Here is a 25599-nt window from a genome sequence, read left to right on the forward strand (position 1 = left end):
CCCGCGAGCGCGGGGCCTGCGCGCGCAGACCGCGCGGACTCAGACCGCGGTGCCGACCACGACGGGCTCGGGGTGCAGCAGCACGCCGAACTCCGCCAGGACGCGGCCCTGGACGTACCGGGCGAGCTCAGCGACCTGTTCGGCCGTCGCTCCTCCGCGGTTGGTCAGGGCGAGGGTGTGCTTGCTCGACACGGCGGCCCGCGAGCCGGGCAGGGCGAAACCGCGCGAGACGCCGGCGTGCTCGATCAGCCACGCGGCGCTGAGCTTCACCAGGCCGTCGGCGCGGGGAGGCACGGGCAGCCCGACGGGCGCTCCTGCCTCGACCGCGGCGAGCGGAGTGATGACGGGCGCTTCCGCCGTCGGCTCGACCGGCCAGCGCGGCGCCTCGGGCGGCAGGGAGTCGGCGAATGCGCTCGTGACGAGGGGGTTGGTGAAGAAGGAGCCGGCGCTCGCGGTGTCCGGGTCCTCCGGATCGAGGACCATGCCCTTGCCCGCGCGCAGCGCCAGCACGGTCTCGCGCACCCGCGCGAGCGGCACGCGGTCGCCGAGCGCGACTCCGAGCGCCGACGCCAGCTGACCGTAGGCGACGGGAGTGCCGTCGCCCTCGGCGCCGACCTCCTCGAGCGCGAACTCGACGGCCAGCACCGCGCCCCGGCGGCCCTGCTTGATCACGGAGGTGCGGTAGGCGAACTGCAGCTCCTCCGCCGTCAGCCGGACGGGCTCGCGGGCGCCCTCGTCGAGGAAGTCGACCGCGACCAGCGTGTCCGAGAGCTCCTGGCCGTAGGCGCCGATGTTCTGCACCGGCGACGCACCGACCGTGCCGGGGATGCCGCTGAGGGCCTCGAGGCCCGCCCAGCCGCGCTCCACGGTCGTCGCGACGAGGCCGTCCCACGACTCGCCCGCCTGGACCCGCAGGAGCACGCGCCCCGGCTCGTCGGAGGGGAGCCGCTCGACGCCGGTGGTGCGCACGCGCACGACCGTGCCCTCGACCCCGTCGTCGCCCACGAGGAGGTTGGAGCCGCCGCCGAGCAGCAGCCACGGCTCGTCGTCCGACCACAGGCCGACGAGCGTCTCGACCAGCTCCGCCTCGGTGGCGGGCTCGACGAGGCGCTCGGCGGGTCCGCCGACGCGGAGGGTGGTCAGGGCGGAGAGCAGCGGCGCGGAGGTCACGCGAGTCGGACCCGTGCCTGGGCCTTGCCGAGGACGGACTGGCCCTCGACCGAGACGGCGAGGTCGACGCGGACCCAGCCCTCCTCGGCGTTCACAGCACCGATCCTGGCGACCACGTCGATCGCGGCGCCGTCGCGCGGGTCCACCACGACGGGGCGGGTGAAGCGCACCTGGTAGTCGACCACGCGTCCGGGGTCGCCGACCCAGTCGACGACGACATGCACCGCGGTGCCCATCGTGAGCATGCCGTGCGCGAGCACGCCGGGCAGGCCGACCTCGGCGGCGACGTCGTCGCGGTAGTGGATGGGGTTGAAGTCGCCCGAGGCGCCCGCGTAGCGCACCAGGGTGCCGCGGTCGATCGGGAAGCGGCTCTCGGCGACGACCTGGCCGACGCTCAGCTCGGCGAGGGCGGGCAGTGCGGTGCTCATTCGTCTCCCCTGACCACGAGGGTCGAGATCGCGGTGACGACGTGCTCGCCGCTCGCGTCGACCATGCGGGACTCGGTGGTGACCATCGAGTGGGCGCCGAGCTTCTTGATGGCGGCGACCGAGAGGGTCGCGGTCAGCTCGTCGCCGGCGACGACCGGACGGGACAGCACGAAGCGCTGGTCTCCGTGCACGACGCGGCTGAAGTCGATCCCGCCGTCGGGCTCGGCGAGCAGCTGCTGGAGCGTGAACTCCTGCACGACGACGGCGAAGGTGGGCGGAGCGACGAGGTCGGGGTGCCCGGCGGCGCGGGCGGCTTCGACGTCGTGGTGCAGGGGGGAGGTCGCGGAGACGGCGCGGGCGAACTCGCGCACCTTCTCGCGCCCCACCTGATAGGGCTCCGTGGGCGCGAAGACGCGCCCGACGAGTTCGGGGTTCACTGGCACCCGGCCATACTAGGCGCTGCCGTCGCGGGGCCCTCGGGGCTCCGGAGGCGCCGCCGGTGGTCACCCGGGTATGACCACCGGGAATTTCCCATCCGTGTATGGCTGACCCGCGGCCGAACTTCTCCGAAGCTGGCGGGCATGTCGACACCCACTCCCGAGCGCGACTGGGCGACCTACGCCCGCGAGCTCGGCACCAACATGCACCGGGCCCGCATCGCCAAGGGCGCCAGCCAGGAGCGGATCGCCCACGCGGCCGGGCTCGCGGGCTACACCTACCAGAAGTTCGAGAAGGGCGAGTCGAAGCCCGGCTCGCCCGCGAACCCCACGCTGCACACCCTCCTCGCGCTCTGCGAGGCGCTCGAGATCGAGCTGACGGACCTCCTGCCGCCCGACCCGCCGCGCACCTCACGAGGCGCCGAGTAGCCGGAGCACCGCGCCGGCCAGCCGCGACCCCGAGCTGAGATCGAGGTCGACCTCGCCGAGCCCGTCGGCCTCCAGGCGGAGCCTGTCCTCCCCCGACTCCCCCGGGCGGCACAGGGAGACGTGCACCGTCGCGCCCGCGGCCCCGTCTCCACGCGCCCAGAGCACCACCGGGACCGAGCTCGCCGCGGAGCGGTGCAGCCGCTCCGCCGCTGCGACCAGCTCGTCGTGCTCACCCGCGCACCAGCGCGGGCACCCCTCGTCGTTCCTGCCGTCCATCCGCTCCTCCACGTTCCGCACCCCTCGGTCGAGGAGACCAGCCCACCAGGCGGTACCGACACCGAGGGCCCGCCGCGCCCCGATCCCGACCGGGGTGTGGACAGGAGACGGTCGTCCGCCCGTTGTGGAGGAGCGAGGACCAGGGTCCCATACGCAGGTGGTGCCGCCAGGGGTCCGGCACGAAGCACCGGCGCGGTGTCAGCGGTGGACGATCAGCCAGGTCGCGATCGCCGTGGTCGAGCCCGTGTTGACCATGCGGTGCGGCCGCTCGCACGGGAACGTGATGGCGTCGCCCGGCCCGAGGACGACCGACTCGTCCTCGAACTCGACCGTCAGCTCTCCGAGCGTCACCGTCCCCATCTCGAACCCGTCGTGGCGGAGCAGCTGCCGGTGCGCCGTCGAGGTCGAGCCCGGCGGGTAGGTCGACTCGAAGAAGTCGACGGCGTCCAGCGGACGCGGCGCCAGACGGCGGAACAGCACTCCGCCCTCGAGCGCCACGGGCGCCGACTCGCGCGCCCGGACGACCGCGGTCTCGACCGGCGCCGACGCGCCCTGGTCGAACACGGCGGACAGCGGGACCCCCAGCGCGTCCACGAGGGCGATCAGCCGGCCGACCGAGGGCTGCATGGCTCCGCGCTCGATCTGCGAGACGGCGCTCACGGAGATGCCGAGCCGCCCGGCGAGTGCCTTCAGCGACAGGCCCGCCGAGAGCCGCAGCTCCCGCAGCCGGGCGCCGAGTCCGGCCCCGTCCACGATCGCCCGGGCGGCCGCCTCGTCGGGCGCGGTGTCGTCGGAGGGCATGGCCCGTCCCCTCTCGCGGATCGTCACACAGCCGTAACGGAGCCGAAACGAGCGGCGGCCTCCCGACTCGTAGCGTGGCCCGCGTGAAGTGATCACTTCACTCGGAACGCTCTCCGCGACGCCCCGCCTCCTCGGCCGGACGTCCCGACCACCCTGACACATCCGCTCCGTGCCGCTCTGCGCACGACCGCCCGAGAGGTGGATCCACCCATGTCCGACCGAGTCACCGCACCCCGAGTCACCGCACCCCCCGTCGATCCGGATCCCGCCGCCGCGGCGAGCGCCGGCTACGACGACCGCCTCTCCAACGAGGACCTCGCCCCGCTCCGAAAGCAGCGCTGGTCGAGCTACAACATCTTCGCGTTCTGGATGTCGGACGTGCACAGCGTCGGCGGGTACGTGACCGCGGGCTCGCTCTTCGCACTGGGCCTGGCCGGCTGGCAGGTGCTCGTCGCCCTGGTGGTGGGCATCGTGATCGTGCAGGTCTTCTGCAACCTCGTCGCCAAGCCCAGCCAGGTCACCGGCGTGCCCTACCCCGTCATCAACCGCGCGATCTTCGGCATCCGCGGCGCGAACATCCCGGCGATCATCCGCGGACTGATCGCGATCGCCTGGTACGGCGTGCAGACCTACCTGGCGGCGCAGTCGCTGAACATCGTCTTCCTCAAGTTCTTCCCGGGCATGGCCGCCCTGAACACGCCCGAGGCGTCGTTCCTCGGCCTCTCGGCCCTGGGCTACCTCTCCTACGCGATCCTCTGGGTCGCGCAGGCCGCGCTGTTCTGGCGGGGCATGGAGTCGATCCGCCGCTTCATCGACTGGGCGGGACCGGCGGTCTACGTGGTGATGCTCGTGCTGGCCGTCTACCTGGTGTCGCAGGCGGGCTGGGAGAACATCTCGCTCACCCTCGGCTCCGGCGAGCCGCTCGACCTCGCCGCCGCTGTGCCGGTGATGATCTCGGCCGTCGCCCTGGTCGTCTCCTACTTCTCGGGCCCGATGCTCAACTTCGGCGACTTCTCCCGGTACGCCCGCAGCTACGGCGCCGTGAAGCGCGGCAACCTGCTCGGCCTCCCGATCAACTTCCTCTTCTTCTCCCTCCTCACCGTGATCACCGCCTCGGCGACCGTGCCGGTCTTCGGCGAGCTGATCACCGACCCGATCGAGACCGTCGAGCGGATCGACACCTGGTTCGCCGTGCTCCTCGGCGGGCTCACCTTCGTCATCGCGACGATCGGCATCAACATCGTCGCCAACTTCATCTCCCCCGCGTTCGACTTCTCGAACGTCAACCCGAAGAAGATCAGCTGGCGGATGGGCGGCATGATCGCCGCCGTCGGCTCGGTGCTGCTCACCCCGTGGAACTGGTACTCGAACGACACCGCCATCCACTACACGCTCGGCATCCTCGGCGCGCTGATCGGACCGCTGTTCGGCGTCCTCATCGCGGGCTACTACCTGATCAGCCGCCAGCGCGTCTGGGTGGACGACCTCTACACGATGAGCGAGAAGGGCCGCTACTGGTTCTCGCGCGGCTTCAACCCCAACGCCGTCTGGGCGACCGTGATCGGCGGAGTCCCCTCCGTCGCCTCGGTGCTCGTGCCGCGCTGGATCGCGGAGGCGGGAGGCGCGGAGTTCACCTGGCTCGGCGACTACAGCTGGTTCCTCGGCTGCGGGCTCGGATTCGTCGCGATGGCCGTGCTCGAGCGGCGCGCGCCGCGGATCGGGCGCCTCGACGAGGACCTCGAGCACGTCAGCGACGGCTCGACCGTCTGATCCGGCCGGCACGGAGGAGGGATCCGCTCCGGCTGCTCCGCATCCCGCGGACCGGCCGTCGGGCGGGTCCCTCTCCCTCCCGGCACCCGAACCGAGGAACCACCATGCGCATCACCGTCGTCAACCCGAACACCAGCACCGCGATGACCGCGGCGATCGGCCGGGCCGCCCGCTCCGTCGCCTCGCTCGGCACCGAGATCACGGCCGTCACCCCGCCGATGGGTCCGGCGTCGATCGAGAGCCACTACGACGAGGCGCTCGCCGTGCCCGGCGTCCTGCACGAGATCGCCCGGGCGGAGGCGGCCGGCTGCGACGGCGCGGTCATCGCGTGCTTCGGCGACCCGGGCGTCGACGCCGCGCGCGAGATCGCGAGCGGCCCGGTCGTGGGGATCGCCGAGGCCGCCATGCACATGGCCGCGCTCGTCGGCCGGGGCTTCAGCGTGGTCACCACGCTCTCGCGCACGAGCGGCCGCGCCTGGGACATCGCCCGCCGCGCCGGGTTCGGCGACGCCTGCCGTCAGGTGCGCGCCTGCGACATCCCCGTGCTCGAACTCGACGACCCCCGCTCCGACGCCCGCCGCGCGATCCTGGCGGAGTGCGCCGAAGCGCTGGCCGTCGACGGGTCCGACTCGATCGTTCTGGGCTGCGCGGGCATGGCCGACCTGTGCCGCGACCTCTCACGGGAGCTGGGCGTGCCCGTGATCGACGGCGTCGCCTCGGCGGTGCGCCTGGTGGAGGGGCTCGTCGCGATGGGCGTCAGCACCTCGCGGCGCGACGAGTACGCCGCGCCGCGGACGAAGGCGATGGCGGGGCTGCTCGCTCCGTTCGAGCGGGTCTGAGGTTCCACGTCCCGTGCAGTCGGGCGTTCTGCCGGACCCCCGACCCGGACCCACCTGCGAGGATCGGGGGATGAGCGTCCTCCGCGATCTCGGCCTCGGTGCCCGGCTCTTCCTCCGCGGCTTCCGCACCTGGGTCCGCTCGCCGCGGGCGATGCTCCTCGGCGCGATCCCGCCCCTGATCGTCGGTCTGGTCTTCGTCGGCGTGCTGGTCCTGGTGCTCACGCGGGTGCAGGACGCGGTGACCGCGCTCACCCCGTTCGCCGGCGGCTGGGACGAGGGCACGGCCGCCACCGTCCGCCTGGTGCTCTCGATCGCGGTGGTCGGCGCCGTGCTCGCCCTCGGCGTGGTCCTCTTCGCCGCGGTGACCCTGCTGGTCGGCGACCCCTTCTACGAGCGGATCTGGCGGCGGGTCGAGGACGACCTCGGCGGCGTGCCCGACGAGCGCGAGACCACCTTCTGGCAGGGGGTCGGCCGCGGCCTCCGCGACTCCGCCGTGCTGGTCGCCACCTCCCTCGGGATCGGCGTGGTCCTGGTGCTGCTGGGCCTGGTGCCGCTGGTCGGCTCGATCGTCGGCCTCGTCGCGGGCGCCCTGGTCGGCGGGAGGGCCCTCGCGCTCGAGCTGACCGGGTTCGCGGGCGACGCCCGGGGGCTCTCCCTCCGCGACCGCCGCCGCCTCCTCGGCGAGCACCGCGCGGTCTCGCTCGGCTTCGGCATCGCCGTCTACCTGGCGTTCCTCGTCCCCGGGGGCGCGGTCGTCGCCACCCCCGCCGCGACGGCCGGCGCGACCCTCCTGCTCCGGACCCTGCGGGGCGAGCCGACCGAGCGGCCGGCCGCCTGACACCGCTTGGCCGCCGCCCGGCTCTCCCCTAGACTCGCCGCGTGCGCACGTCGATCCGAAGCCCCTGGTGGCCCGCCTCCTAGGCGGACCGACGCGCAGACCCCTCGCACGCGACCGCCTCCTCCGGGCGGTCGTTCTGCATGTCAGGGCCCGGGTGGGGCACGACCCGATTCAAGGACCACGATGACTTCGCTCCTCTCCCGCATCCTCGCCTCCGACGGGACGCTGCCGTTCGCAGTGGTCCTCCGCCAGGGCCGCGACGCCGTCGACGTGTTCACGGGCGACGTGCTCGACGTCGAGGGCCTGGCCGACATCCCGCTCGACGGCGACGACGTGCTGACCCTCGTGCCCTACCGGCAGGTGCGCGAGCGCGGCTTCGCGGCGAAGGACGACGGAGCCCCGCTGCGCAACCTCGTGGTGCGCGAGCGCGAGAGCGTCCCCCTGGCCGAGGTGCTGCGGCTGCTGCCCGAGCGGGAGATCCCGGTCGAGGAGCGCGGCTTCGACGTGCCGGACGACGAGTACGCCGACATCGTCCGCCGGGTGATCGAGGACGAGATCGGCCGCGGCGAGGGCGCCAACTTCGTCATCAACCGCGCCTTCGTCGCGCAGACCGACGCGCCGCCCGTCGAGGCGGTCCTGGCCTGGTTCCGCCGCCTGCTCACCGACGAGTCCGGCGCGTACTGGACCTTCGCGATCCACACCCCCGGCGTCGACGGCGCGCAGACGGTCACCGCCGTCGGCGCGACCCCCGAGCGCCACGTCTCGGTGCGCGACGGCGTCGCCATGATGAACCCGATCAGCGGCACCTTCCGCCACCCCGCGGCCGGACCCACCGGGGAGGAGGTGCTCGCGTTCCTCGCCGACGTCAAGGAGAGCGAGGAGCTCTTCATGGTCGTGGACGAGGAGATGAAGATGATGAGCGCGGTCTGCCCGGACGGCGGCCGCATCCTCGGGCCGTTCCTCAAGCAGATGTCGCGACTCAGCCACACCGAGTACCTGCTCGAGGGCCGCACCGGACTCGACGTGCGCGAGGTCCTGCGGCTGACGATGTTCGCGCCCACGGTCACCGGCTCGCCGATGGAGAACGCGTGCGCCGTGATCGCCGAGTACGAGAAGGAGCCGCGCGGCTACTACTCCGGCGTGCTCGCCCTCTTCGAGCCGGAGGAGCACGGCTACACGGTCGACGCCCCCATCCTCATCCGCACCGCCTACCTCCGCGCGGACGGCCGCCTCACCGTGCCGGCCGGCGCGACGCTCGTGCGCCACTCCACCCCCGAGGGCGAGGTCGCCGAGACGCGGGCGAAGGCGTCGGGCGTCCTCTCCGCCCTGGGCCTGCTGCCGCACCGCGAGGTGCCGCCGGCCATCGACCTGAACGCGCAGCCGGGCGTGCAGGAGGCGCTCGAGGCGCGCAACGAGCGGCTCGCCTCGTTCTGGCTCCGACCCCAGGCGCCCGAGCACATCGCCGGCCTCGCCGGGCACACCGCGCTGATCGTCGACAACGAGGACCAGTTCACGACGATGCTCGCCCACCAGCTGCGCCACCTCGGGATGGACGCCCGGGTCGAGCGCTGGTCGGAGGTCGCCGACGTGCTGAGCGACGACCTCGTCGTCTTCGGCCCGGGCCCGGGCGACCCCCGCGACGACTCCGAGCCGCGGATCGCGCACCTGCGCTCGCTGATGACCGCGCGGCTCGAGGCCGAGCGGCCGATGCTCGCCGTCTGCCTCAGCCACCAGATGCTGTCGCTGCTGGCGGGCCTCCCGGTCGAGCCGCTTCCCGCGCCCCGCCAGGGCGTGCGCCTGGCGGTGGACGTGTTCGGCGAGGACGCCGCGATCGGCTTCTACAACACCTTCTCCTCCGTCGCCCCCGGCGTCGCGCGCACGCCCCGGCTGGGGCTCGAGGTGTCGGTCGACCCGGAGACGGGAGTGGTCAACGCCCTCCGCGGCGAGCACGTCGCGTCGGTGCAGGGGCACCTGGAGTCGGTGCTCTCCTCCGACGGCCTGCGCACCCTGGAGCGGCTGGTCCGCACCGCGACCGCTCAGCCCGCGCGCGCATGAGCGGCCTGCGGCTGATCGCGTCGCCCGCCTACCCGGCCGAGCTGCAGGAGGCGGTGGCCGCCGCCGTGCGCGCGGCGGCCGAGGCGGCGCGCGGCTGGTACGGGCGCGGCGACAAGATCGCGGCGGACGAGGCGTCGGTCGCGGCGATGCGCGCCGTGCTGGCCGACGCTCCGTTCGACGGCGTCGTCGTGATCGGCGAGGGCGAGAAGGACGAGGCCCCGATGCTCGCGAACGGCGAGCGCCTCGGCCGCGCCTCCGCTCCCTCCTGCGACGTGGCGGTCGATCCGCTCGACGGCACCCGGCTCACGGCGGAGGGGCTCCCCGGCTCGGTGAGCGTGATCGCGCTCGCCCCGCGCGGCACGCTGTTCGACCCGCGCGACGTGTTCTACATGGACAAGCTGGTCTGCTCTGCAGCGGGCCGGGGCGCCGTCTCGCTCGACCTCCCTCCCGCCGAGAACGCCGCACGGCTGGCGGCGGCGCTCGGGAAGCCCGTCGCGGAGCTGGTCGTCGTCGTGCTCGACAAGCCGCGTCACTCCGGGCTCATCGCGGCTCTGCGCGCGGCCGGGGTCGCGCTCGAGCTGCGCGGCGAGGGCGACGTGTCGGTCGCGATCGAGGCGGCCGATCCCGCGGGCCGCGTCGACCTCGTCCTCGGCATCGGCGGCACCCCGGAGGGAGTGGTCGCCGCGTGCGCCGTCCGCGCCCTCGGCGGGGTGATGGAGGGGCGCCTCGCCCCCCGGACCGCACCGGAGCGCGCCAACGCCCTGGCCGCCGGCCACGACCTCGACCGCCTGCTGACCCTGGAGGACCTGGTCTCCTCGGACGACGTGCTCTTCGCGGGCTGCGCGGTCTGAGACCTCGCCCGGCAGAGGGCGCGGCCCGCCCCGCTCCGGAGCCGGAGCGGGGGTGACGGATGTCACGGCACCTCGGTGACAGAGGAGCGAGGCACTGCGGCGACCCTCTCGACAGGCTGAGGGCATGACCTCGACCGACCTCGCCGTGCAGGCGACCGCCCTCACCAAGAGCTTCGGCTCCGTCGCCGCCGTCGCCGGAGTGGACCTCACCGTCCGGCCCGGCGAGATCGTCGCCTTCCTCGGTCCCAACGGCGCGGGCAAGACCACGACCCTCGACATGCTCCTGGGCCTCTCGGCCCCTGACACCGGCGAGGTCACGGTGTTCGGACGCTCGCCGCGCACGGCGATCGCGCACGGGCTCGTCTCGGCCGTCCTGCAGACCGGCGGCCTGCTGAAGGACCTCAGCGTCCACGAGACACTGGAGCTGACCGCGAGCCTCTTCGCGGACACCCGGCCGATCGACGAGGTGCTGGAGCGCGCGGGGATCGCCGACCTCGCCTCCCGCCGCGTGGGACTGTGCTCCGGCGGTCAGCAGCAGCGGCTCCGGTTCGCGATGGCGGTGCTGTCGGACCCCGGCCTGCTCCTGCTCGACGAGCCGACCACCGGCATGGACGTCGAGGGGCGCCGCGCGTTCTGGCAGGCCATCCGCACCGACGCGGCGCGCGGGCGCACCGTCCTCTTCGCCACGCACTACCTCGAGGAGGCGGACGAGTACGCCGACCGCATCGTCCTGATGAGCCGAGGCCGGATCGTCGCCGACGGGACCACGAGCAGCATCAAGAACCTCGTCTCCGGCCGGATCGTCCACGCGACCCTGCCCGGCGCCGACCTCGCCGCCCTCGCCGCGCTCCCCCGGGTCTCCAGCGTCGAGGCCCAGGGCGACCGGATCACGGTGCACACCGACGACTCCGACGCCCTCGCCCGCCACCTGCTCACCCGCACCGGTGCCCGCGACGTCGAGATCACCGCCCAGAACCTCGAGAGCGTCTTCCTCGCCCTCACCTCCGAAGGAGCCTCCGCATGACCGCCACGACCCCCGCCGCCGACCGCGTCCGCCTCGACCGCCGCTCGCCGGCGCTCGGCGGCTTCACCACGACCTACCTGCGCATCGAGATCCTGCGGCGGCTGCGGAACCGGCGGACCCTCTTCTTCACCCTCCTCTTCCCGGTCCTGATGTTCTTCATCGTCGGGTACCCGCTCCGCGACGAGCCGCTGACCGCGACTCCGATCGCGGCGGGCGGCGTCTCGATCGCGGCCTTCATCATGGTGTCGATGGCGATGTACGGAGCGATGATGTCGGCCACGCAGACCGGGGCGGCCGTCGCCGTGGAGCGCGCGCAGGGCTGGAGCCGGCAGCTGCGGCTCACCCCGCTGAACCCCGTGGTCAACGTTCTGATCAAGATGATCGCCGGGATGGCGCTGGGCCTGCTCGCCGTCGTCGCCACCTATGCGGTCGGCGCCGCCAGCGGCATCGAGCTCTCGGCGGTGCAGTGGGTCGCGACCGGACTGACGGGCTGGCTGCTCGCGAGCGCCGTCTTCACGACGCTCGGCCTCATGGTGGGCTACATGGTGCCGGGCGAGAACGCGGCACAGATCACGAGCCTGGTCATCGTGGTCCTCGCGTTCCTGGGCGGCCTCTTCTACCCGGTGAGCAGCATGCCCGGATTCCTGCAGAGCATCGCCGCCCTGACGCCGGTCTACGGGATCAGCGAGCTCGCGCGAGCGCCGCTGACCGGCGAGGGGTTCGACCTCGGCGCTCTGGTCGACGCACTCGTGTGGCTCGGTCTGCTCCTCGGCGGGACGGTGTTCTTCTTCCGCCGCGACACGAAGCGGGTGTGACGGATGCGCCACCGCGGTCGGCTCCGTCCTAGGGTGAGCGCGTGAGCAGCACCACCGCCTCCGGGCACGGCGAGACAGGGTGGCCGATCCGCCCGGCCGCGGCGGGCGCCGACCCGGGAGCGACCCTGCGCACGGCTCTCTGGACCCCGCGTGCGCTGCGCTGGTACGCGGGAGCGGTCTTCTCGCTCTTCTGGGTGTACTCGACCGTGCCGTCGGTCCTCGACGATCCGGAGTGGCCCCGCCGCGTCGTCGGCGTCGCCCTCATCGCCGCTTTCAGCGCCGGATTCCTCGTCGCACCGCCGCTCGCCTGGACCCTCGCGACGCGGGGCCGGCTGCTGATCTGCCTCGGACTGCTCGCCTTCTCCTTCACCCTCCTCCCCTGGCTCGGGCGGGACGTGACGGGGCTCTGGACCTACGTCGGAGTCCTGGTCGGCATGTGCGTGTTCACCTGGCGCCTCACGGCCACCCTGATCGGAGCCCTCGCCTCCGTGACGCTCGCCGTCCGCCTCGAGAGCGACGGCGTCACCGAGACCGCCTTCGTGGTGCCGGTGATCATCCTCTCCATCTCCCTGATGATGGCCACCTTCGCGCGCACGATCGCCACCGTCAACCAGCTCCGCGACACCCGCGCCGAGCTGGAGGTCCTGACGGCCGAGCGCGAGCGGAGCCGGGTCGCCCGCGACATCCACGACATCCTGGGCCATTCGCTGACGGTGATCACCGTGAAGTCGGAGCTGGCCGGGCGCCTCCTCGACGCCGACCCGGAGCGGGCGCGGGCCGAGATCGCGGACGTGGAGTCGCTCGCGCGGGGCGCTCTCGCCGACGTCCGCGCGACCGTGTCCGGCTTCCGGGCCACGACCGCGAGCGGAGCGCTGGCCGCCGCGCGCGGCGCTCTCGCCGCGGCGGGGATCTCCGCCGACCTGCCCTCCTCCACCGACACCGTGCTCCCGCAGCATCGCGAGCTGGTGGGGTGGGTGATCCGCGAAGGAGCGACGAACGTCGTCCGCCATTCGAGCGCCTCGCGCTGCCGGATCCGCCTCACCGCCTGCGAGGTCGAGATCGCGGACGACGGAGTGGGTCCGCAGCCGGGAGCAGCGGGTTCGACCGGACTGGCCGGGCTCCGCGAGCGGGTCGAGGCAGCGGGCGGCCGGCTCTCGGTCGGGACGAGCGAGCTCGGGGGCTTCCGCCTGGCGGCTACCCTCCCCGGAGGCGGACGGTGAGCGCTCTGCGCCTCCTGATCGCCGACGACCAGGCGCTGGTGCGGGGCGCACTCGCCGCCCTGCTCTCGCTGGAGTCCGACATCGACGTGGTGGCGGAGGTCGGCCGCGGGGACGAGGTGGTCGCCGCGGCGCTCGCCTCGACGCCGGACGTCGCGCTGCTGGACATCGAGATGCCGGGGCTGGACGGGATCGCCGCCGCCGCGCTCCTCCGCGAGGCGCTGCCGGCCTGCCGCGTGCTGATCGTGACGACCTTCGGCCGTCCCGGCTACCTCAGCCGCGCGATGCAGGCGGGGGCGTCGGGCTTCGTGGTCAAGGACACGCCCTCGGCTCAGCTGGCGGACGCCGTGCGGAGGGTCGGGCAGGGGCTGCGCGTGGTCGATCCCGCGCTCGCTGCGGAGTCGCTGGCGCAGGGAGGCACGCCCCTGACCGACCGGGAGGCCGACGTGCTCGCCGCCGCGCGCACCGGAGGCTCGATCGCCGATCTCGCCCGGATGCTGCACCTCTCGCCGGGGACCGTGCGGAACCACCTCTCGGCGGTGATCGGCAAGACGGGCGCCCGCAACCGGGCCGACGCCCTCCGGATCGCGGAGCGCAACGGCTGGCTCTGAGAGTCCGGCCCGGCGGCACGATCACGGCGCTCCGCTCCGGAGCCGACCGCAGCGGAGCGCGACAGGAACGCCGAAGGCCCCGGTTCGACGCGCGAACCGGGGCCTTCTCGCTGTAGCGGGAGCGGGACTTGAACCCGCGACACCACGATTATGAGCCGTGTGCTCTAACCACCTGAGCTACCCCGCCGCGCGTTCTTCGCAGGTCTGGCCTGCGGGGAACGGAGCCCCCTGTGGGAATCGGACCCACTACCTCTTCCTTACCAAGGAAGTGCTCTACCAATGAGCTAAGGGGGCGCACCTGCGGGTCTGACAGCCCCTCTCGGGGCGTGCCCGCGATTTGGCACCGTTAGACGATAGCACCTCCGCGGAGCGTCGATGACCGCGGGGGACGCGCCCCCGCGGCCGCCCGTCTGCGGCTACGCCCGGCTCGCCTCGTCGAGCGCGGCGAGCTCCTCGGCGCTCAGCTCGAGGGAGGCCGAGGCGATCAGCGCCGGCAGCTGCTCCATCACGCGGGCGCTGGCGATCGGCGCGACCACTCCGGACTGCGAGCGGAGCCACGCGAGCGCCACCGTCGCCACCTCGGCGCCGTGCGCCTCCGCCGCCGCGTCGAGCGCCGCCAGCACCCGGCGGCCGCGGCCGTCGAGGTAGCGGGAGGCGCCGTCGGCGCGCGGACCCTCGGGCGTCGATCCGTCGCGGTACTTGCCGGTCAGGAATCCTGACGCCAGGGCGGAGTAGGGGACGACGGCCAGCCCCGCCTCGCGGGCGAGGGGCAGCAGGTCGGCCTCGATCCCGCGCTCCACGAGGTTGTAGTGCGGCTGCAGCGCGACGGGCGCGTGCAGGCCCTCCTCGCCCGCGATGCGCAGCCACTCCGCGACGCGCTCGGCGCTGAAGTTCGACACTCCGATCGCGCGGACCAGGCCCTGGTCCACGAGCTCCGAGAACACGGCGGCGATGTCGGCCATCGGCACGGCCTCGTCGTCGAAGTGGGCGTAGTAGAGGTCGATCCGGTCGGTCGCGAGGCGCTCGAGGGAGGCGCGGGCGGCCGCGCGCACGGTGTCGGGCGCGAGGCCGGTGAACTCCGGGTGGCGGCCCGCCTTCGTCGCGATCACCACGTCGTCCCGGTCCCCCGAGCGCTGCGCGAGCCACTCGCCGATGATCGTCTCGGACTCGCCGCCCGTGTTGCCCGGGACCCAGGCGGAGTAGGCGTCGGCGGTGTCGATGAAGTCGCCGCCCGCGGCCGTGTAGCCGTCGAGGACGTCGAAGGAGGTCTGCCGGCCCGCGGTCCAGCCGAAGACGTTGCCGCCGAGCGAGAGCGGGAAGACGTCGATGCCGGAGTCGCCGAGCGGCGAGCGGGTGACGGAGGAGGATGCTGCGCTGTCGATGCTCATCCCCCGATTCAAGACCCGCTCCCCGCCGTGATCGATCCCCCTCCCGCGCATGCGCGGCAAGGACTCAGGCTCTCAGCGCCGCGGGTAGTCGGCGTAGGCGAAGCGCGTCGAGTCCGGCGCCCAGCCGGAGACGTTGATCGTCCCCTGCCCGCCGTGGAGGCGCTCCAGCACGCGGCCGGGCTCGAGCGTCGCGCGCCCGGGGAGGTCGAGCAGCCGCAGCTCGACGTCGACGTTCTCGGGGTGCCCGGCTGTCCCCTCCAGATAGGCGAGGTAGAGCAGGTGCGCGCCGTCGGGCGACTCGTGCGGGAACCAGTCGACCGTGTCCGACTCGACCAGGCGGGAGAGCGCGGAGCCGTCGAGACCGATGCGGAACAGCTGCGCCCCGCCTCCGGCCCGCTCGGAGTTGAAGACGAGGGTGCGGCCGTCGGCCGAGACGTCGACGCCGTCGTCGGCCGGCTCGTCGTCGGTCAGGGCGGTGAGCGCGCCTCCTCCGGCTGGCATCGTGTAGACGTCGGTCCCCCACCGCCCGGAGGCGTCGCCGCCGCCGATCAGCGCGAGGGTCGCGCCGTCGGGCGAGACGCCGTGCAGGTAGTGCTTGAAGCGCGCGCCCTCGCGCTCGGCGGTCAGGCGGCGGGCGGGGGCGGAGCCGTCGAGCTCGACCGCGTACAGGTGCCCGTCGCGCGCCGAGACGTAGGCGAGCCCGCCGGACGGGGCGAGCACGTGGTCGTTGTTGAGCTCGGCCGGCACCCCGTCGAGCGGGATCGGCTCGAGCACGGGCGTCCCCTCGAGCGGCAGTCGGAAGAGGCCGCCGTCGCCGTTCACGATCAGGGCGGAGCCGTCCGGAGTCCAGTTCGGCGCCTCCACGAGGACGGAGTCGGACTCGAAGACGGTCGTCGACTCCCCCGTCGCGAGGTCGTGGACGCGGAGTCGGCAGAGCTGGTCGGGGAGGAGCGAGCGGGCCATGCTCCCCACGGTAGGGCCCTGGCGGATCACGACGGGGCCGTCAAGCCTCCGCGCACTCAGGTTCCGCGGGAGGGCGCTCCGATATTCTTGACCGACTTATGCGCTGGGTACACCTTGGGAGGAACATGTGATGCTCCTCATCCTCGTGATCTCGTTCGCGATCGCTGTGGTGACCCCCTGGCTGGTGGACCGGTTCGGGCCGAAGACGTTCTACGCGCTGGCGCTGATCCCGGCCGCGAGCTTCGTCGGCACCGCGACCGCCCTGCCGACGATCCTCGACGGCGGCGAGATCCGCGAGTCCGTGCCGTGGATCCCCGCGCTCGACATCGCCCTCTCCTTCCGCCTGGACGCGCTCTCGATCGTCCTCGCCCTCGTGGTCAGCGGAGTCGGCGCCCTGGTCCTCGCCTACTGCGCGACGTACTTCAGCCGCGACGAGCCCTCGCTGGGCCGGTTCGCAGCGCTCCTGTCCGCGTTCGCCGGAGTGATGTACGGGCTGGTCACGGCCGACGACGTGATCATCCTCTTCGTCTTCTGGGAGGCGACGAGCGTCCTCTCCTACCTTCTCATCGGCCACTACAGCGGGCGCAAGGAGAGCCGGGGTGCCGGGCTCCAGGCGCTCCTGGTCACGACTCTCGGCGGGCTGGCGATGCTGGTCGGGATCATCGTCCTGATCGTGCAGGCCGGTACCACCAGCCTCTCCGGGATCGTCGCCGCCGCCCCCTCCGGCCCGATCGTGTCGACGGCGCTGGTGCTCGTACTGCTCGGCGCGTTCTCGAAGTCCGCCCTGGTGCCGTTCCACTTCTGGCTGCCGGCCGCGATGGCCGCTCCCACGCCGGTCAGCGCCTACCTGCACGCCGCCGCGATGGTGAAGGCGGGCATCTACCTCGTCGCGCGCCTCGCGCCGGGCTTCGCCGACGACTCCGTCTGGCTGCCCGTGGTGGTGAGCGTCGGAGTCTGGACCATGCTCGTCGGCGGCTGGCGCTCGCTCCGGCAGTACGACCTCAAGCTCGTGCTGGCCTACGGCACCGTCAGCCAGCTCGGCTTCCTGACCGTCGCCGTCGGCTTCGGCTCGCGCGACGCCGCGCTGGCCGGACTGACCCTGCTCGTCGCCCACGCCCTCTTCAAGGCGCTGCTCTTCCTCACCGTCGGCATCGTCGACCACCGCGCCGGCACGCGCGACCTCCGCAAGCTCAGCGGCCTGGGACGGCAGGCGCCGGTGCTCGCGGGCGCCGCCCTCGTCGGCGTGCTGTCGATGGCGGGCATCCCGCCGCTGCTGGGCTTCGTCGCCAAGGAGGCCGTGTTCACGAGCCTGATCTCGGCGATCGAGCAGGGCTCGTTCTGGGCCTGGGTCGCGCTGGTCGGCCTCGTCCTCGGCTCGATCCTCACCGTGGCCTACTCCGCGCGCTTCTTCTGGGGCGCCTTCGCCCGGAAGAAGGGGCTCGAGGACACGCACCTGCACGCCGAGCCGTGGACCTTCACCGCCGCCCCGGTGCTGCTGGCCGCCGCCAGCGTGATCGGCGGGATCGCCGCCTCCGTGCTCGACCCGCTCGTCGCCGTCTACGCGGACACCCTCCCCTACGCCGCCCCGGACGCCGACCCGGAGCTCGCCGCCGCCGCGGAGGCCTCCGACCACGGCGGCTACCACCTCGCGCTCTGGCACGGCTTCGAGCCCGCGCTGGCACTCAGCGCCCTCGTGATCGCCGTCGGACTCCTGCTCTTCGCCAAGCGCGTCGCCGTCGCGCGCGCCCAGTCGATGCTGCCCAACCGGATCGACTCCGCCGAGGGCTACTGGGCCACCGTCCGCTGGCTCGACCGTGTCGCCAGCACGGTCACCGAGTCCGTCCAGCGCGGCTCGCTCCCCCGCTACCTGACGGTGATCTTCGCGGTCTTCGTCCTCGGCGTCGGCGGTGCGGCCGCCCTCAACCGCACCTGGCCGGGCGATCTCGTCTTCTGGGACAGCCCGGGCCAGCTCGCGGTCGCGGCCGTGATGATCCTCGCGGCGGTGCTGTGCGCGATCGCCCGCAACCGCGTCGCCGCCGTGCTGCTGGCCGGCGCCACCGGCTACGGGATGGTGGCCCTCTTCGCCCTGCAGGGTGCACCAGACCTCGCCCTCACCCAGGCGCTCATCGAGACGGTGACCCTCGTGGTCTTCGTCCTGGTGCTGCGCCGCCTCCCGACCCGCATCGCCGCGAAGCACCAGCCGATGCGCAAGCGCCTGCGCGCCGTCATCGGCATCGCGGTCGGAGCGGTCATGGCCCTCGCCGCCACCATCGCCCTCGGCGCCCGGACCGCGACGCCGATCTCGGCCGAGCTGCCCCGCCTCGCCTACGAGGAGGGCAAGGGCCGCAACATCGTCAACGTCCTGCTCGTCGACATCCGCGCCTGGGACACGATGGGCGAGATCTCGGTCCTCGTCGTGGTCGCCACCGGCGTCGCGAGCCTGATCTTCCTCTCCAGCCGGGCCGGAGGCGCTCCCCGCCTCGAGTCGCAGAGCGCCGACGACCGCCGCGAGCGCGCGATGGACCTGACCACCTCCTCCGCCGACGCCGAGCGCGACGGCGACCGCGGCTCCTGGCTCGTCGCCGGGCGCACGCTCCGGCCGGAGAACCGCTCGATCGTGCTCGAGGTGCTGGTGCGCCTGCTCTTCCACCCCGCGATGATCGTGTCGGTCTACCTGCTCTTCACCGGACACAACACCCCGGGCGGAGGCTTCGCGGGCGGCCTGCTCGCCGGTCTCGCCCTCGTCGCGCGCTACCTCGCCGGCGGCCGCTTCGAGCTCGGCGAGGCCGCGCCGATCGACGCGGGCAAGGTCCTCGGACTCGGCCTCTTCTTCGCCGTCGGCACGGCCGTCTCCTCCCTCGCCTTCGGCCTCGAGGTCCTCGAGTCGAGCTGGCTCGACCTCGAGGTGCCGGTGCTGGGCGAGCTCCACCTGGGCACGTCCACCCTCTTCGACATCGGGGTGTACCTGATCGTGATCGGCCTCGCCCTCGACATCCTCCGCAGCCTCGGCGGCGAGGTCGACCGCCACGGCGAGGAGGCCGAGCAGGGCTCCCCCTCGGGCGACGGCGTCACGCACTCGACCGACAGCACCCCCGGCCCCGGCCAGGGCACGGTCGACGGGCTCGAGACCTCGCTCCCCACCGGCTCCACGGTCGTCGGCGGACCGGGCAGGGGGGACGGCGCATGAGCATCACCCTCGTCCTCGTCGTCGTGATGGCGGTGATGTACGCGGCGGGCGTCTACCAGATGCTCGAGCGCAGCCTCACCCGCATCCTGATCGGGTTCCTGCTCGTCGGGAACGCGACCAACATCCTCATCCTGCTGATGGCCGGCCGCTCGGGCATCGCGCCGTTCGTCACCGACGACGGGCGCTCCTATGAGCAGATCGCCGCCGAGATGGCCGACCCGCTGCCGCAGGCGCTGATCCTCACCGCGATCGTGATCACCTTCGGGGTGTCCGCCTTCCTCCTCGCGATGATCTACCGGCGCTGGCGCCTCGCCAACGCCGACCAGGTGGAGGACGACGAGACCGACGCCTCCGTCCGCGAGGACGCGGCGGGCATCTCGGCCCAGACCACCGCCGACGACCGGGCGCTCGACGTCCTGCTCGAGTCCAGCGACGAGGGCACCGCCGCCAAGCACGGGGAGAGCGCCATGACCGACGACAGGAAGGAGGACCGATGAACGCCCTGATCCCGCTCGTCGTCACCCTCCCCCTCCTGGGAGCGGCCGTCGCGCTGATCCTCGGACGCCACCGGCGCGCGCAGATCACCGTGAACATCGTGACGCTGTCGAGCGTTCTGGTGATCTCCTCGGTGATGCTCGTGCTGGTCCTCACCGGCGACGGAGGCGGCAGCGCCGTCTACGTGGGCGGCTGGGAGCCGCCGTGGGGCATCGTGCTGGTCGTCGATCCGCTCGCCGCGCTGATGCTCGTGATCACCTCGATCACCCTGCTGGGCGTCCTGCTGTTCTCGGTCGGCCAGGGCCTCGTCGACGGCAACCGCGAGACGCCGGTCACGATCTTCCACCCGACCTACCTGATCCTCTCGGCGGGCATCCTCAACGCCTTCGTCGCGGGCGACCTCTTCAACCTCTACGTCGGCTTCGAGATCCTGCTGGCCGCGAGCTACGTGCTGATCACCCTGGGCGGCACCGCGCCGCGGATCCGCGCCGGCACGACCTACGTGGTCGTCAGCCTGGTCTCGAGCGTGTTCTTCCTCTCGGCCATCGGCCTGCTCTACGGCGCCACCGGCACGGTCAACATGGCGCAGCTCTCGATCCGCATCGCCGAGCTCCCCGCCGACGTGCAGCTGGTGCTCCACGTGGTGCTGCTGCTCGGCTTCGGGATCAAGGCGGCCGTGTTCCCCCTGTCGTTCTGGCTCCCGGACTCGTACCCCACGGCTCCGGCGCCGGTCACCGCCGTCTTCGCCGGACTCCTCACCAAGGTCGGCGTGTACGCGCTGATCCGCACCGAGACCCTGCTCTTCCCCGGCGGGAGGCTGAGCGAGGTGCTGCTGGTGGTGGCGCTGCTGACGCTGATCGTCGGCATCCTCGGCGCCGTCGCGCAGGCCGACATCAAGCGGATGCTGTCCTTCACGCTGGTCTCGCACATCGGCTACATGGTCTTCGGGATCGCCGTGGGCACCCCGGCCGGCTACGCGGCGACGATCTTCTACGTCATCCACCACATCACGGTGCAGACGACGCTCTTCCTCGCGACCGGCCTGATCGAGCGCGTCGGCGGCACCACCTCGATCCTGCGCCTCGGCGGGCTGCTCAAGGCCTCGCCGCTGCTGGCGTTGCTCTACTTCATCCCCGCGATGAACCTCGGCGGGATCCCGCCGTTCACCGGCTTCCTCGGCAAGGTGGGGCTCTTCGTCGCCGGCACGGAGACGGCCGTCGACCAGCCGTCGTGGCTGATCTGGGCCGTCATCGCCGCCGGAGCCGTCACCTCGCTCCTGACCCTCTACGCCGTCGCGCGCGTCTGGAACATGGTCTTCTGGCGGCGGCAGGAGGAGGTGCCCGGCTACGAGTCGCCCCTGATCGACCAGCTGCAGGAGGACCCCGACGACACGGGCAGCATCCGCACCCGCCACTCGCCGCCCATGATGGTGCTCGCCACCGCGGGGATGGTCGTCGTCGGCGTCGTGCTGACCGTCGGCGCCGGTCCCCTCTACGACGCGAGCGAGCGAGCGGCGAGCGCCGTCGCCGACCCCGCGACCTACATCGCGACCGTCTACCGCGACTCGTCCTTCGGAGAGGAGGGGCCGCGATGAGCCCCCGCCGCCGCGTCGACATCTGGAACCGCGTCGCGATGTTCGTGACCCTCGTCGGGATCTGGGTGCTGCTCTGGGACGACGTCTCGGTGCTGTCGATCGTCACCGGCTTCCTGGTCGCCCTGCTGATCACCCGGGTGTTCTACCTGCCGCCGGTCGAGTTCTCGAACCGCATCAACCCGTGGTTCGTGCTCCTCTTCCTCCTGCGCCTGCTGGCCGACATCGCGGTGGCCTCGGTGCGGGTGTCCTGGCAGATCCTGACCCTGCCCGTCCCGGTGCACAACGCCATCGTCGCCGTGCACCTGCGCAGCCGCTCCGAGGGGATGCTCGTCTGGACGACGGAGGCCGTCTCGCTCGTCCCCGGCTCCCTGGTGATCGACGTGGACCCGCAGCTGAACGTCCTCTACCTGCACGTGCTCGGCGTGACCCACGACGAGGGCGAGCGGATCGACGAGGTGCGCCGGACGGTCCTCCGGACGGAAGCGCGCATCGTCCGGGCCATCGGCTCCCGCGAGGACGTGCAGCGCGTGAATCGGCCGATCGAGGCCGGATCGGGGGTGGTCCGGTGATCGACTGGCTGATCTGGATCCTGGTGCCGGTCTTCGGCGCCGCCTGCCTGCTCGCGCTCGTGCGGATCCTCAGAGGTCCGTCCGTGCTCGACCGGGTCGTCGCGGCCGACGTGCTCGTCGCGACGATCATCTGCGGGATCGGCGCCGAGATGGCGGTCAACCACCACGCGCGGACCCTGCCCGTCGCGCTCGGGCTCGCGCTGTTCGCCGTCTTCGGATCGATCAGCGTCGCCAAGTTCATGGCCAACCGCGAGGAGGACTGACATGGACCTGTTCTTCGACGTGCTCACCGCTGTGCTGCTGCTGGTCGGCGCCCTGCTCTCGCTGCTGGCCGCGATCGGCCTGATGCGGTTCGACGACCTGCTCTCCCGGATGCACGCGGGCACGAAGCCGCAGGTGCTCGGACTGATCTGCGTGATGCTCGCGGTCGCCATCCGGAACCCCGGCTTCGCCGCCGCGGGGACCATCGTGCTGGTGATCGGCTTCCAGCTGCTGACCGTGCCCGTCTCGGCGCACATGGTCGGCCGGGCGGCCTACCGGGCCGAGGCCGTCTCTCCCGGGTACCTCGTCGCCGACGAGCTCGCGGAGGCGGTCACCCGCGCCGACGAGCAGGCCCGCGCGACCGGGCCCGAGACCGCGCACGCGTCCGAGGAGCGGGCGCGCACCTCCTCCGCGCCCCCGCCCGAGGACGAGGACGGCCCGGCCGCAACCGCCTAGGCGACGAGGACGAGCTGCACGGCGGAGGCGCCGGTCATGCTGCGCAGCGCGAATCCGCCGATCGCGAGGGTGACGGCGACCAGGCCGCCGACCAGCAGTACCAGCAGCGGCACCACCCACAGCAGCGCCCGTCGGCGTCGGGCTCGGGCCTCGTCCGGCGTCTCATCGATCACCCGTCGACTGTACGGGACGGCGGAGGGCGTGCCCCCGGCGCCCCTGAGCCGCCCGATAAACTCGACCCCATGACCCTGGACTCCGCTCTCTCCGGCGCGCCCGAGAACTCCCCCGGCCCCGACTCCGAGGCCGAGCACCGCCGGGCAGCCGAGTGGTGGCGCACCGCCGTCATCTACCAGATCTACCCGCGCTCCTTCGCGGACGCGGACGGCGACGGCATCGGCGACCTGCCCGGCATCGCCTCGCGCCTCGAGAGCCTCGCCGAGCTCGGCGTCGACGCGATCTGGCTCTCGCCCTTCATGACCTCGCCGCAGAAGGACGCGGGCTACGACGTCGCCGACTACTGCGACGTCGATCCGCTCTTCGGCACCCTCGCCGACTTCGACGCGATGCTCGCCCGCGCTCACGCCCTGGGCATCCGGATCATCGTCGACCTCGTCCCCAACCACTCCTCCAGCGCCCACCGCTGGTTCCAGGAGGCGCTCGCCGCTCCCGCGGGCAGCGCCGAGCGGGCGCGCTACCTGTTCCGCGACGGCCGGGGCGAGTCGGGCGAGCTGCCCCCGAACAACTGGGAGTCGGTCTTCGGCGGCCCCGCGTGGACCCGCGTCATGGAGCCCGACGGCTCGGCCGGCCAGTGGTACCTGCACCTCTTCGACACCTCGCAGCCCGACTTCGACTGGACGAACGAGTGGGTGCGCGAGCGCTTCCGGGAGGTCCTCCGCTTCTGGCTCGACCGCGGCGTCGACGGCTTCCGCGTCGACGTCGCGCACGGGATGATCAAGGCCGAGGGGCTGCCCGACTACACGCCGCCCGCCGACAGCGGGTCGATGGGCGGAGTCGCTCCCGCCGACGGCGCGGAGCCCGCCACCGCCCCCTACTGGGCGCAGGACGGCGTCCACGAGATCTACCGCGACTGGCACTCCCTGCTCGCCGAGTACCCGGACGACCGCGTGCTCTGCGCCGAGGCGTGGGTGCAGCCCCTCTCCAAGCTCGCCCGCTGGGTCCGCCCCGACGAGATGCACCAGGCCTTCAACTTCGCCTACCTCGAGACCCCGTGGAGCGCACCCGCCCTCCGCGACATCATCGACTCCTCCGTCGAGGCCTTCGCCGCCGTCGGCGCCCCGTCGACGTGGGTGCTGTCGAACCACGACGTCGTGCGCCACGCGAGCCGCCTGGCCCTGACGTCCGACAACCCGCAGGGCTACGGCATCGGCCCGCGCACCCCCGGACTCCCCGACCCCGTCCTGGGGCTGCGCCGCGCTCGTTCCGCGACCGCCCTCATGCTCGCGCTCCCCGGCTCCGCCTACGTCTACCAGGGCGAGGAGCTCGGGCTCCCCGAGGCGATCGACCTGCCGGACTCGGCGCGTCAGGACCCGACCTGGTTCCGCACGGGCGGCGAGCGCTACGGCCGCGACGGCTGCCGGGTGCCGATCCCGTGGGAGGCGGACGCGCCCGCGTACGGCTTCAGCGGCACCGGCGACTCCTGGCTGCCGCAGCCCGGCGACTGGGCGCCGCTCGCCCGCGACCGCCAGCGCGGTGTCGAGGGCTCGACGCTCGAGCTGTACCGGTCCCTGCTCGCGGTGCGCCGCGCCGAGGACCTGGGCTCCGGCGCCGTCGAGTGGCTCGAGGGGTACCCGGAGGACGTCGTGGCGTTCCGCAACGGAACAGTCACGGTGATCGCGAACCTCGGCGAGGCTCCGGTCGAGCTGCCCGTCGGCTCCGTGGTGCTGTCCTCGGAGGAGCTGCACGAGCCGGCGCTGCCCGCCGACACCACGGTCTGGCTGCGCGCGGAGTAGCGGGCCGCGGGGTCCGCCCGGCGGCGCCCGCGTCCCGCCGCCGGTTCAGCGCCCGGCGTTGGCCTTGAGCCAGAGGTAGGAGTCGACCTTCGTCACGCCGTCGAGGCGGATCTCGAAGTGCAGGTGCGGGCCGGTCGACATGCCGGTCGTGCCCACCAGGCCGAGGAGCTGACCGACCTTCACCGGGTCGCCCTCGGACACGGCCGCCGAGCCGTGCTGCATGTGCGCGTACACGCTCGAGACGAGCTGCCCGTCGATCTCGTGGTCGACGATCACGTGCACGCCGAGCGAGCCCTCGCCGTCGATGACCGTGCGCACGACGCCGTCGGCGATCGCCTGGATGGGCGAGCCGTCGCCCGGGTTGAAGTCGGTGCCGCCGTGGTTCACCGAGCAGCCCGCGCAGTTGCGGTAGCCGAAGCGGTCGCCCACCGGCACGCCGACGGCGAAGGGCCACTGGATGGACGCGTTCGGGTCGTTCGTGAAACCGGTGTCGGAGGTGCGGACGATGTCGGCGACGTTGGTCTGCGTCTTGCGCTCCTGCACGCCGAACCCGTCGCGGGCGACCGTCTCGGCGCTGACCTCGCCGGCGACGAACGACTGCGCGCCGCGGCGGGCGTCGGCGCCGAAGGGGGTCGAGAGGCTCTGCGCCTGCACGTCCTCCGCGGTCAGGAGCGATGTGGCCGGCAGAGAGGTCGCCGCCACGATGGCCGCGACGAAGGAGAGGGCGACGAGTCCGCCGACCCGGGCCCGGCGCACGGGCCGGAGCGGCGTCGCGCGCGGTGCGGGGACGGGGGCCGGGGCGCTGCGGATCGAGGCGACGCGGCGCTCCGCTTCGCGCAGCTGCTCCGCCGTCGGAGCCGCGAGGAGGTCGTCGGAGCCGCTCGCCAGCGAGACGTCGGAGGCGAGGGCCAGAGCGCGCTCGCGCTCGCGGAGCTCGCGACGGGAGAGGGGTGGAGTCGATTCGCCGGGGGTCGATGCAGGGGCAGCGGGGGCGGGCGAATCGGGGCTCACGAAATCGATGTCTTCCGTCGGGGGCAGGGGACGAGCGGGCCTCCAGGGAGAGGCACCGCTCGGCTCCGTGAGCGCAGCCTGTGCGAACATCACGAATTCATAAAGGATAACCACGGCCGGCGGGATCCGGCCAGAGGCCGCCGC

The 25599-nt window shown here is 72.9% G+C and carries 26 protein-coding genes and 2 tRNA genes; 17 read left to right on the forward strand and 11 right to left on the reverse strand.

The features are described from left to right. Positions 1-39 precede the first annotated feature (39 nt). From C5B95_RS02285 to C5B95_RS02295, 3 genes are read right to left on the reverse strand one after another with little or no spacing between them, the layout of a single operon-like run. Positions 40-1170, reverse strand: a complete 1131-nt coding sequence (locus tag C5B95_RS02285; RefSeq protein WP_104223628.1) for a UDP-N-acetylmuramate dehydrogenase — start codon at positions 1168-1170, stop codon at positions 40-42. After that, positions 1167-1598: a MaoC/PaaZ C-terminal domain-containing protein gene (locus C5B95_RS02290; protein ID WP_104348389.1), complete on the reverse strand. Its 432-nt coding sequence runs from the start codon at positions 1596-1598 to the stop codon at positions 1167-1169. The genes C5B95_RS02285 and C5B95_RS02290 overlap by 4 nt, the downstream gene beginning before the upstream one ends. Further along, on the reverse strand, positions 1595-2041 hold the full coding sequence (locus tag C5B95_RS02295) for a MaoC family dehydratase N-terminal domain-containing protein (protein ID WP_104227045.1): 447 nt from the start codon (positions 2039-2041) through the stop codon (positions 1595-1597). The genes C5B95_RS02290 and C5B95_RS02295 overlap by 4 nt, the downstream gene beginning before the upstream one ends. A 138-nt stretch (positions 2042-2179) precedes the next feature. Here C5B95_RS02295 and C5B95_RS02300 point away from each other — a divergent pair, with 138 nt between their 5' ends. Continuing rightward, complete coding sequence (locus C5B95_RS02300; protein ID WP_104223625.1) at positions 2180-2464, forward strand: helix-turn-helix domain-containing protein; 285 nt, start codon at positions 2180-2182, stop codon at positions 2462-2464. Here C5B95_RS02300 and C5B95_RS02305 read toward each other — a convergent pair. Together C5B95_RS02305 and C5B95_RS02310 are read right to left on the reverse strand one after the other, a co-directional pair. Beyond that, positions 2447-2740: a DUF6907 domain-containing protein gene (locus C5B95_RS02305; RefSeq protein WP_104295588.1), complete on the reverse strand. Its 294-nt coding sequence runs from the start codon at positions 2738-2740 to the stop codon at positions 2447-2449. The genes C5B95_RS02300 and C5B95_RS02305 overlap by 18 nt on opposite strands. 198 nt (positions 2741-2938) lie before the next feature. Then, positions 2939-3541, reverse strand: coding sequence for a helix-turn-helix domain-containing protein (locus C5B95_RS02310; protein WP_104348390.1), 603 nt, complete (start codon positions 3539-3541; stop codon positions 2939-2941). Between the two features lie 210 nt (positions 3542-3751). Between C5B95_RS02310 and C5B95_RS02315 the strand changes: the two genes are divergently transcribed. From C5B95_RS02315 to C5B95_RS02355, 9 genes are all read left to right on the forward strand, one after another. Continuing rightward, a complete protein-coding gene (locus C5B95_RS02315; protein ID WP_104227042.1) occupies positions 3752-5311 on the forward strand; it encodes an NCS1 family nucleobase:cation symporter-1 in 1560 nt (519 codons plus the stop codon). 104 nt (positions 5312-5415) lie between these two features. After that, the gene (locus C5B95_RS02320) at positions 5416-6150 is read left to right on the forward strand and encodes an aspartate/glutamate racemase family protein (RefSeq protein WP_104234239.1); all 735 of its coding nucleotides are present in this window, start codon (positions 5416-5418) and stop codon (positions 6148-6150) included. 70 nt (positions 6151-6220) lie between these two features. Further along, positions 6221-6988: an EI24 domain-containing protein gene (locus C5B95_RS02325; RefSeq protein WP_104326167.1), complete on the forward strand. Its 768-nt coding sequence runs from the start codon at positions 6221-6223 to the stop codon at positions 6986-6988. 183 nt (positions 6989-7171) lie between these two features. Beyond that, complete coding sequence (locus tag C5B95_RS02330) at positions 7172-9043, forward strand: anthranilate synthase family protein (RefSeq protein WP_104348391.1); 1872 nt, start codon at positions 7172-7174, stop codon at positions 9041-9043. After that, positions 9040-9894, forward strand: coding sequence for a fructose-bisphosphatase class II family protein (locus C5B95_RS02335; RefSeq protein WP_104249795.1), 855 nt, complete (start codon positions 9040-9042; stop codon positions 9892-9894). Before C5B95_RS02330 ends, C5B95_RS02335 begins: the two co-directional genes overlap by 4 nt. Positions 9895-10018: 124 nt before the next feature. Continuing rightward, positions 10019-10918, forward strand: coding sequence for an ABC transporter ATP-binding protein (locus C5B95_RS02340; protein WP_104348392.1), 900 nt, complete (start codon positions 10019-10021; stop codon positions 10916-10918). Then, the gene (locus C5B95_RS02345; protein ID WP_104238293.1) at positions 10915-11733 is read left to right on the forward strand and encodes an ABC transporter permease; all 819 of its coding nucleotides are present in this window, start codon (positions 10915-10917) and stop codon (positions 11731-11733) included. Before C5B95_RS02340 ends, C5B95_RS02345 begins: the two co-directional genes overlap by 4 nt. A 41-nt stretch (positions 11734-11774) precedes the next feature. Next, positions 11775-12953: a sensor histidine kinase gene (locus tag C5B95_RS02350; RefSeq protein WP_258059741.1), complete on the forward strand. Its 1179-nt coding sequence runs from the start codon at positions 11775-11777 to the stop codon at positions 12951-12953. Next, entirely contained in the window at positions 12950-13561 is a 612-nt protein-coding gene (locus C5B95_RS02355; protein ID WP_181067973.1) for a response regulator, read from the forward strand. The genes C5B95_RS02350 and C5B95_RS02355 overlap by 4 nt, the downstream gene beginning before the upstream one ends. A gap of 113 nt (positions 13562-13674) precedes the next feature. Here the strand turns inward: C5B95_RS02355 and C5B95_RS02360 are convergent. From C5B95_RS02360 to C5B95_RS02375, 4 genes are all read right to left on the reverse strand, one after another. After that, positions 13675-13748: transfer RNA gene (locus tag C5B95_RS02360), tRNA-Met, on the reverse strand. 35 nt (positions 13749-13783) lie between these two features. Then, a tRNA-Thr gene (locus tag C5B95_RS02365) sits at positions 13784-13855 on the reverse strand. Between the two features lie 122 nt (positions 13856-13977). Continuing rightward, entirely contained in the window at positions 13978-14949 is a 972-nt protein-coding gene (locus tag C5B95_RS02370) for an aldo/keto reductase (protein WP_104348393.1), read from the reverse strand. 72 nt (positions 14950-15021) lie between these two features. Beyond that, positions 15022-15912, reverse strand: coding sequence for a PD40 domain-containing protein (locus C5B95_RS02375; RefSeq protein ID WP_104348394.1), 891 nt, complete (start codon positions 15910-15912; stop codon positions 15022-15024). A 130-nt stretch (positions 15913-16042) separates the two neighbouring features. On the opposite strand from C5B95_RS02375, the gene C5B95_RS02380 reads away from it, so the two are divergent. Genes C5B95_RS02380 through mnhG form a run of 6 tightly spaced genes read left to right on the forward strand, consistent with a single transcriptional unit; the run spans position 16043 to position 22474 of the window. Beyond that, complete coding sequence (locus C5B95_RS02380) at positions 16043-19099, forward strand: Na+/H+ antiporter subunit A (RefSeq protein WP_104348395.1); 3057 nt, start codon at positions 16043-16045, stop codon at positions 19097-19099. Continuing rightward, a complete protein-coding gene (locus C5B95_RS02385) occupies positions 19096-19596 on the forward strand; it encodes a Na(+)/H(+) antiporter subunit C (protein WP_104223614.1) in 501 nt (166 codons plus the stop codon). The genes C5B95_RS02380 and C5B95_RS02385 overlap by 4 nt, the downstream gene beginning before the upstream one ends. Further along, on the forward strand, positions 19593-21188 hold the full coding sequence (locus C5B95_RS02390; RefSeq protein ID WP_104348396.1) for a Na+/H+ antiporter subunit D: 1596 nt from the start codon (positions 19593-19595) through the stop codon (positions 21186-21188). The genes C5B95_RS02385 and C5B95_RS02390 overlap by 4 nt, the downstream gene beginning before the upstream one ends. Beyond that, the gene (locus tag C5B95_RS02395) at positions 21185-21757 is read left to right on the forward strand and encodes a Na+/H+ antiporter subunit E (protein WP_104234245.1); all 573 of its coding nucleotides are present in this window, start codon (positions 21185-21187) and stop codon (positions 21755-21757) included. The genes C5B95_RS02390 and C5B95_RS02395 overlap by 4 nt, the downstream gene beginning before the upstream one ends. Continuing rightward, a complete protein-coding gene (locus C5B95_RS02400; protein ID WP_308470711.1) occupies positions 21754-22020 on the forward strand; it encodes a monovalent cation/H+ antiporter complex subunit F in 267 nt (88 codons plus the stop codon). The genes C5B95_RS02395 and C5B95_RS02400 overlap by 4 nt, the downstream gene beginning before the upstream one ends. Before the next feature lies 1 nt (position 22021). Beyond that, entirely contained in the window at positions 22022-22474 is a 453-nt protein-coding gene (mnhG, locus tag C5B95_RS02405) for a monovalent cation/H(+) antiporter subunit G (RefSeq protein WP_244229587.1), read from the forward strand. Here mnhG and C5B95_RS17315 read toward each other — a convergent pair. Then, positions 22471-22647, reverse strand: coding sequence for a hypothetical protein (locus tag C5B95_RS17315; protein ID WP_159939698.1), 177 nt, complete (start codon positions 22645-22647; stop codon positions 22471-22473). The genes mnhG and C5B95_RS17315 overlap by 4 nt on opposite strands. Before the next feature lie 69 nt (positions 22648-22716). On the opposite strand from C5B95_RS17315, the gene C5B95_RS02410 reads away from it, so the two are divergent. Beyond that, complete coding sequence (locus C5B95_RS02410; RefSeq protein ID WP_104348397.1) at positions 22717-24444, forward strand: glycoside hydrolase family 13 protein; 1728 nt, start codon at positions 22717-22719, stop codon at positions 24442-24444. Between the two features lie 45 nt (positions 24445-24489). Here the strand turns inward: C5B95_RS02410 and C5B95_RS02415 are convergent, their stop codons facing one another. Next, a complete protein-coding gene (locus C5B95_RS02415; RefSeq protein WP_181067974.1) occupies positions 24490-25455 on the reverse strand; it encodes a M23 family metallopeptidase in 966 nt (321 codons plus the stop codon). Positions 25456-25599: the final 144 nt, after the last annotated feature.

The sequence above is a fragment of the Rathayibacter sp. AY1A7 genome (assembly GCF_002930845.1).
Lineage (GTDB): Bacteria > Actinomycetota > Actinomycetes > Actinomycetales > Microbacteriaceae > Rathayibacter.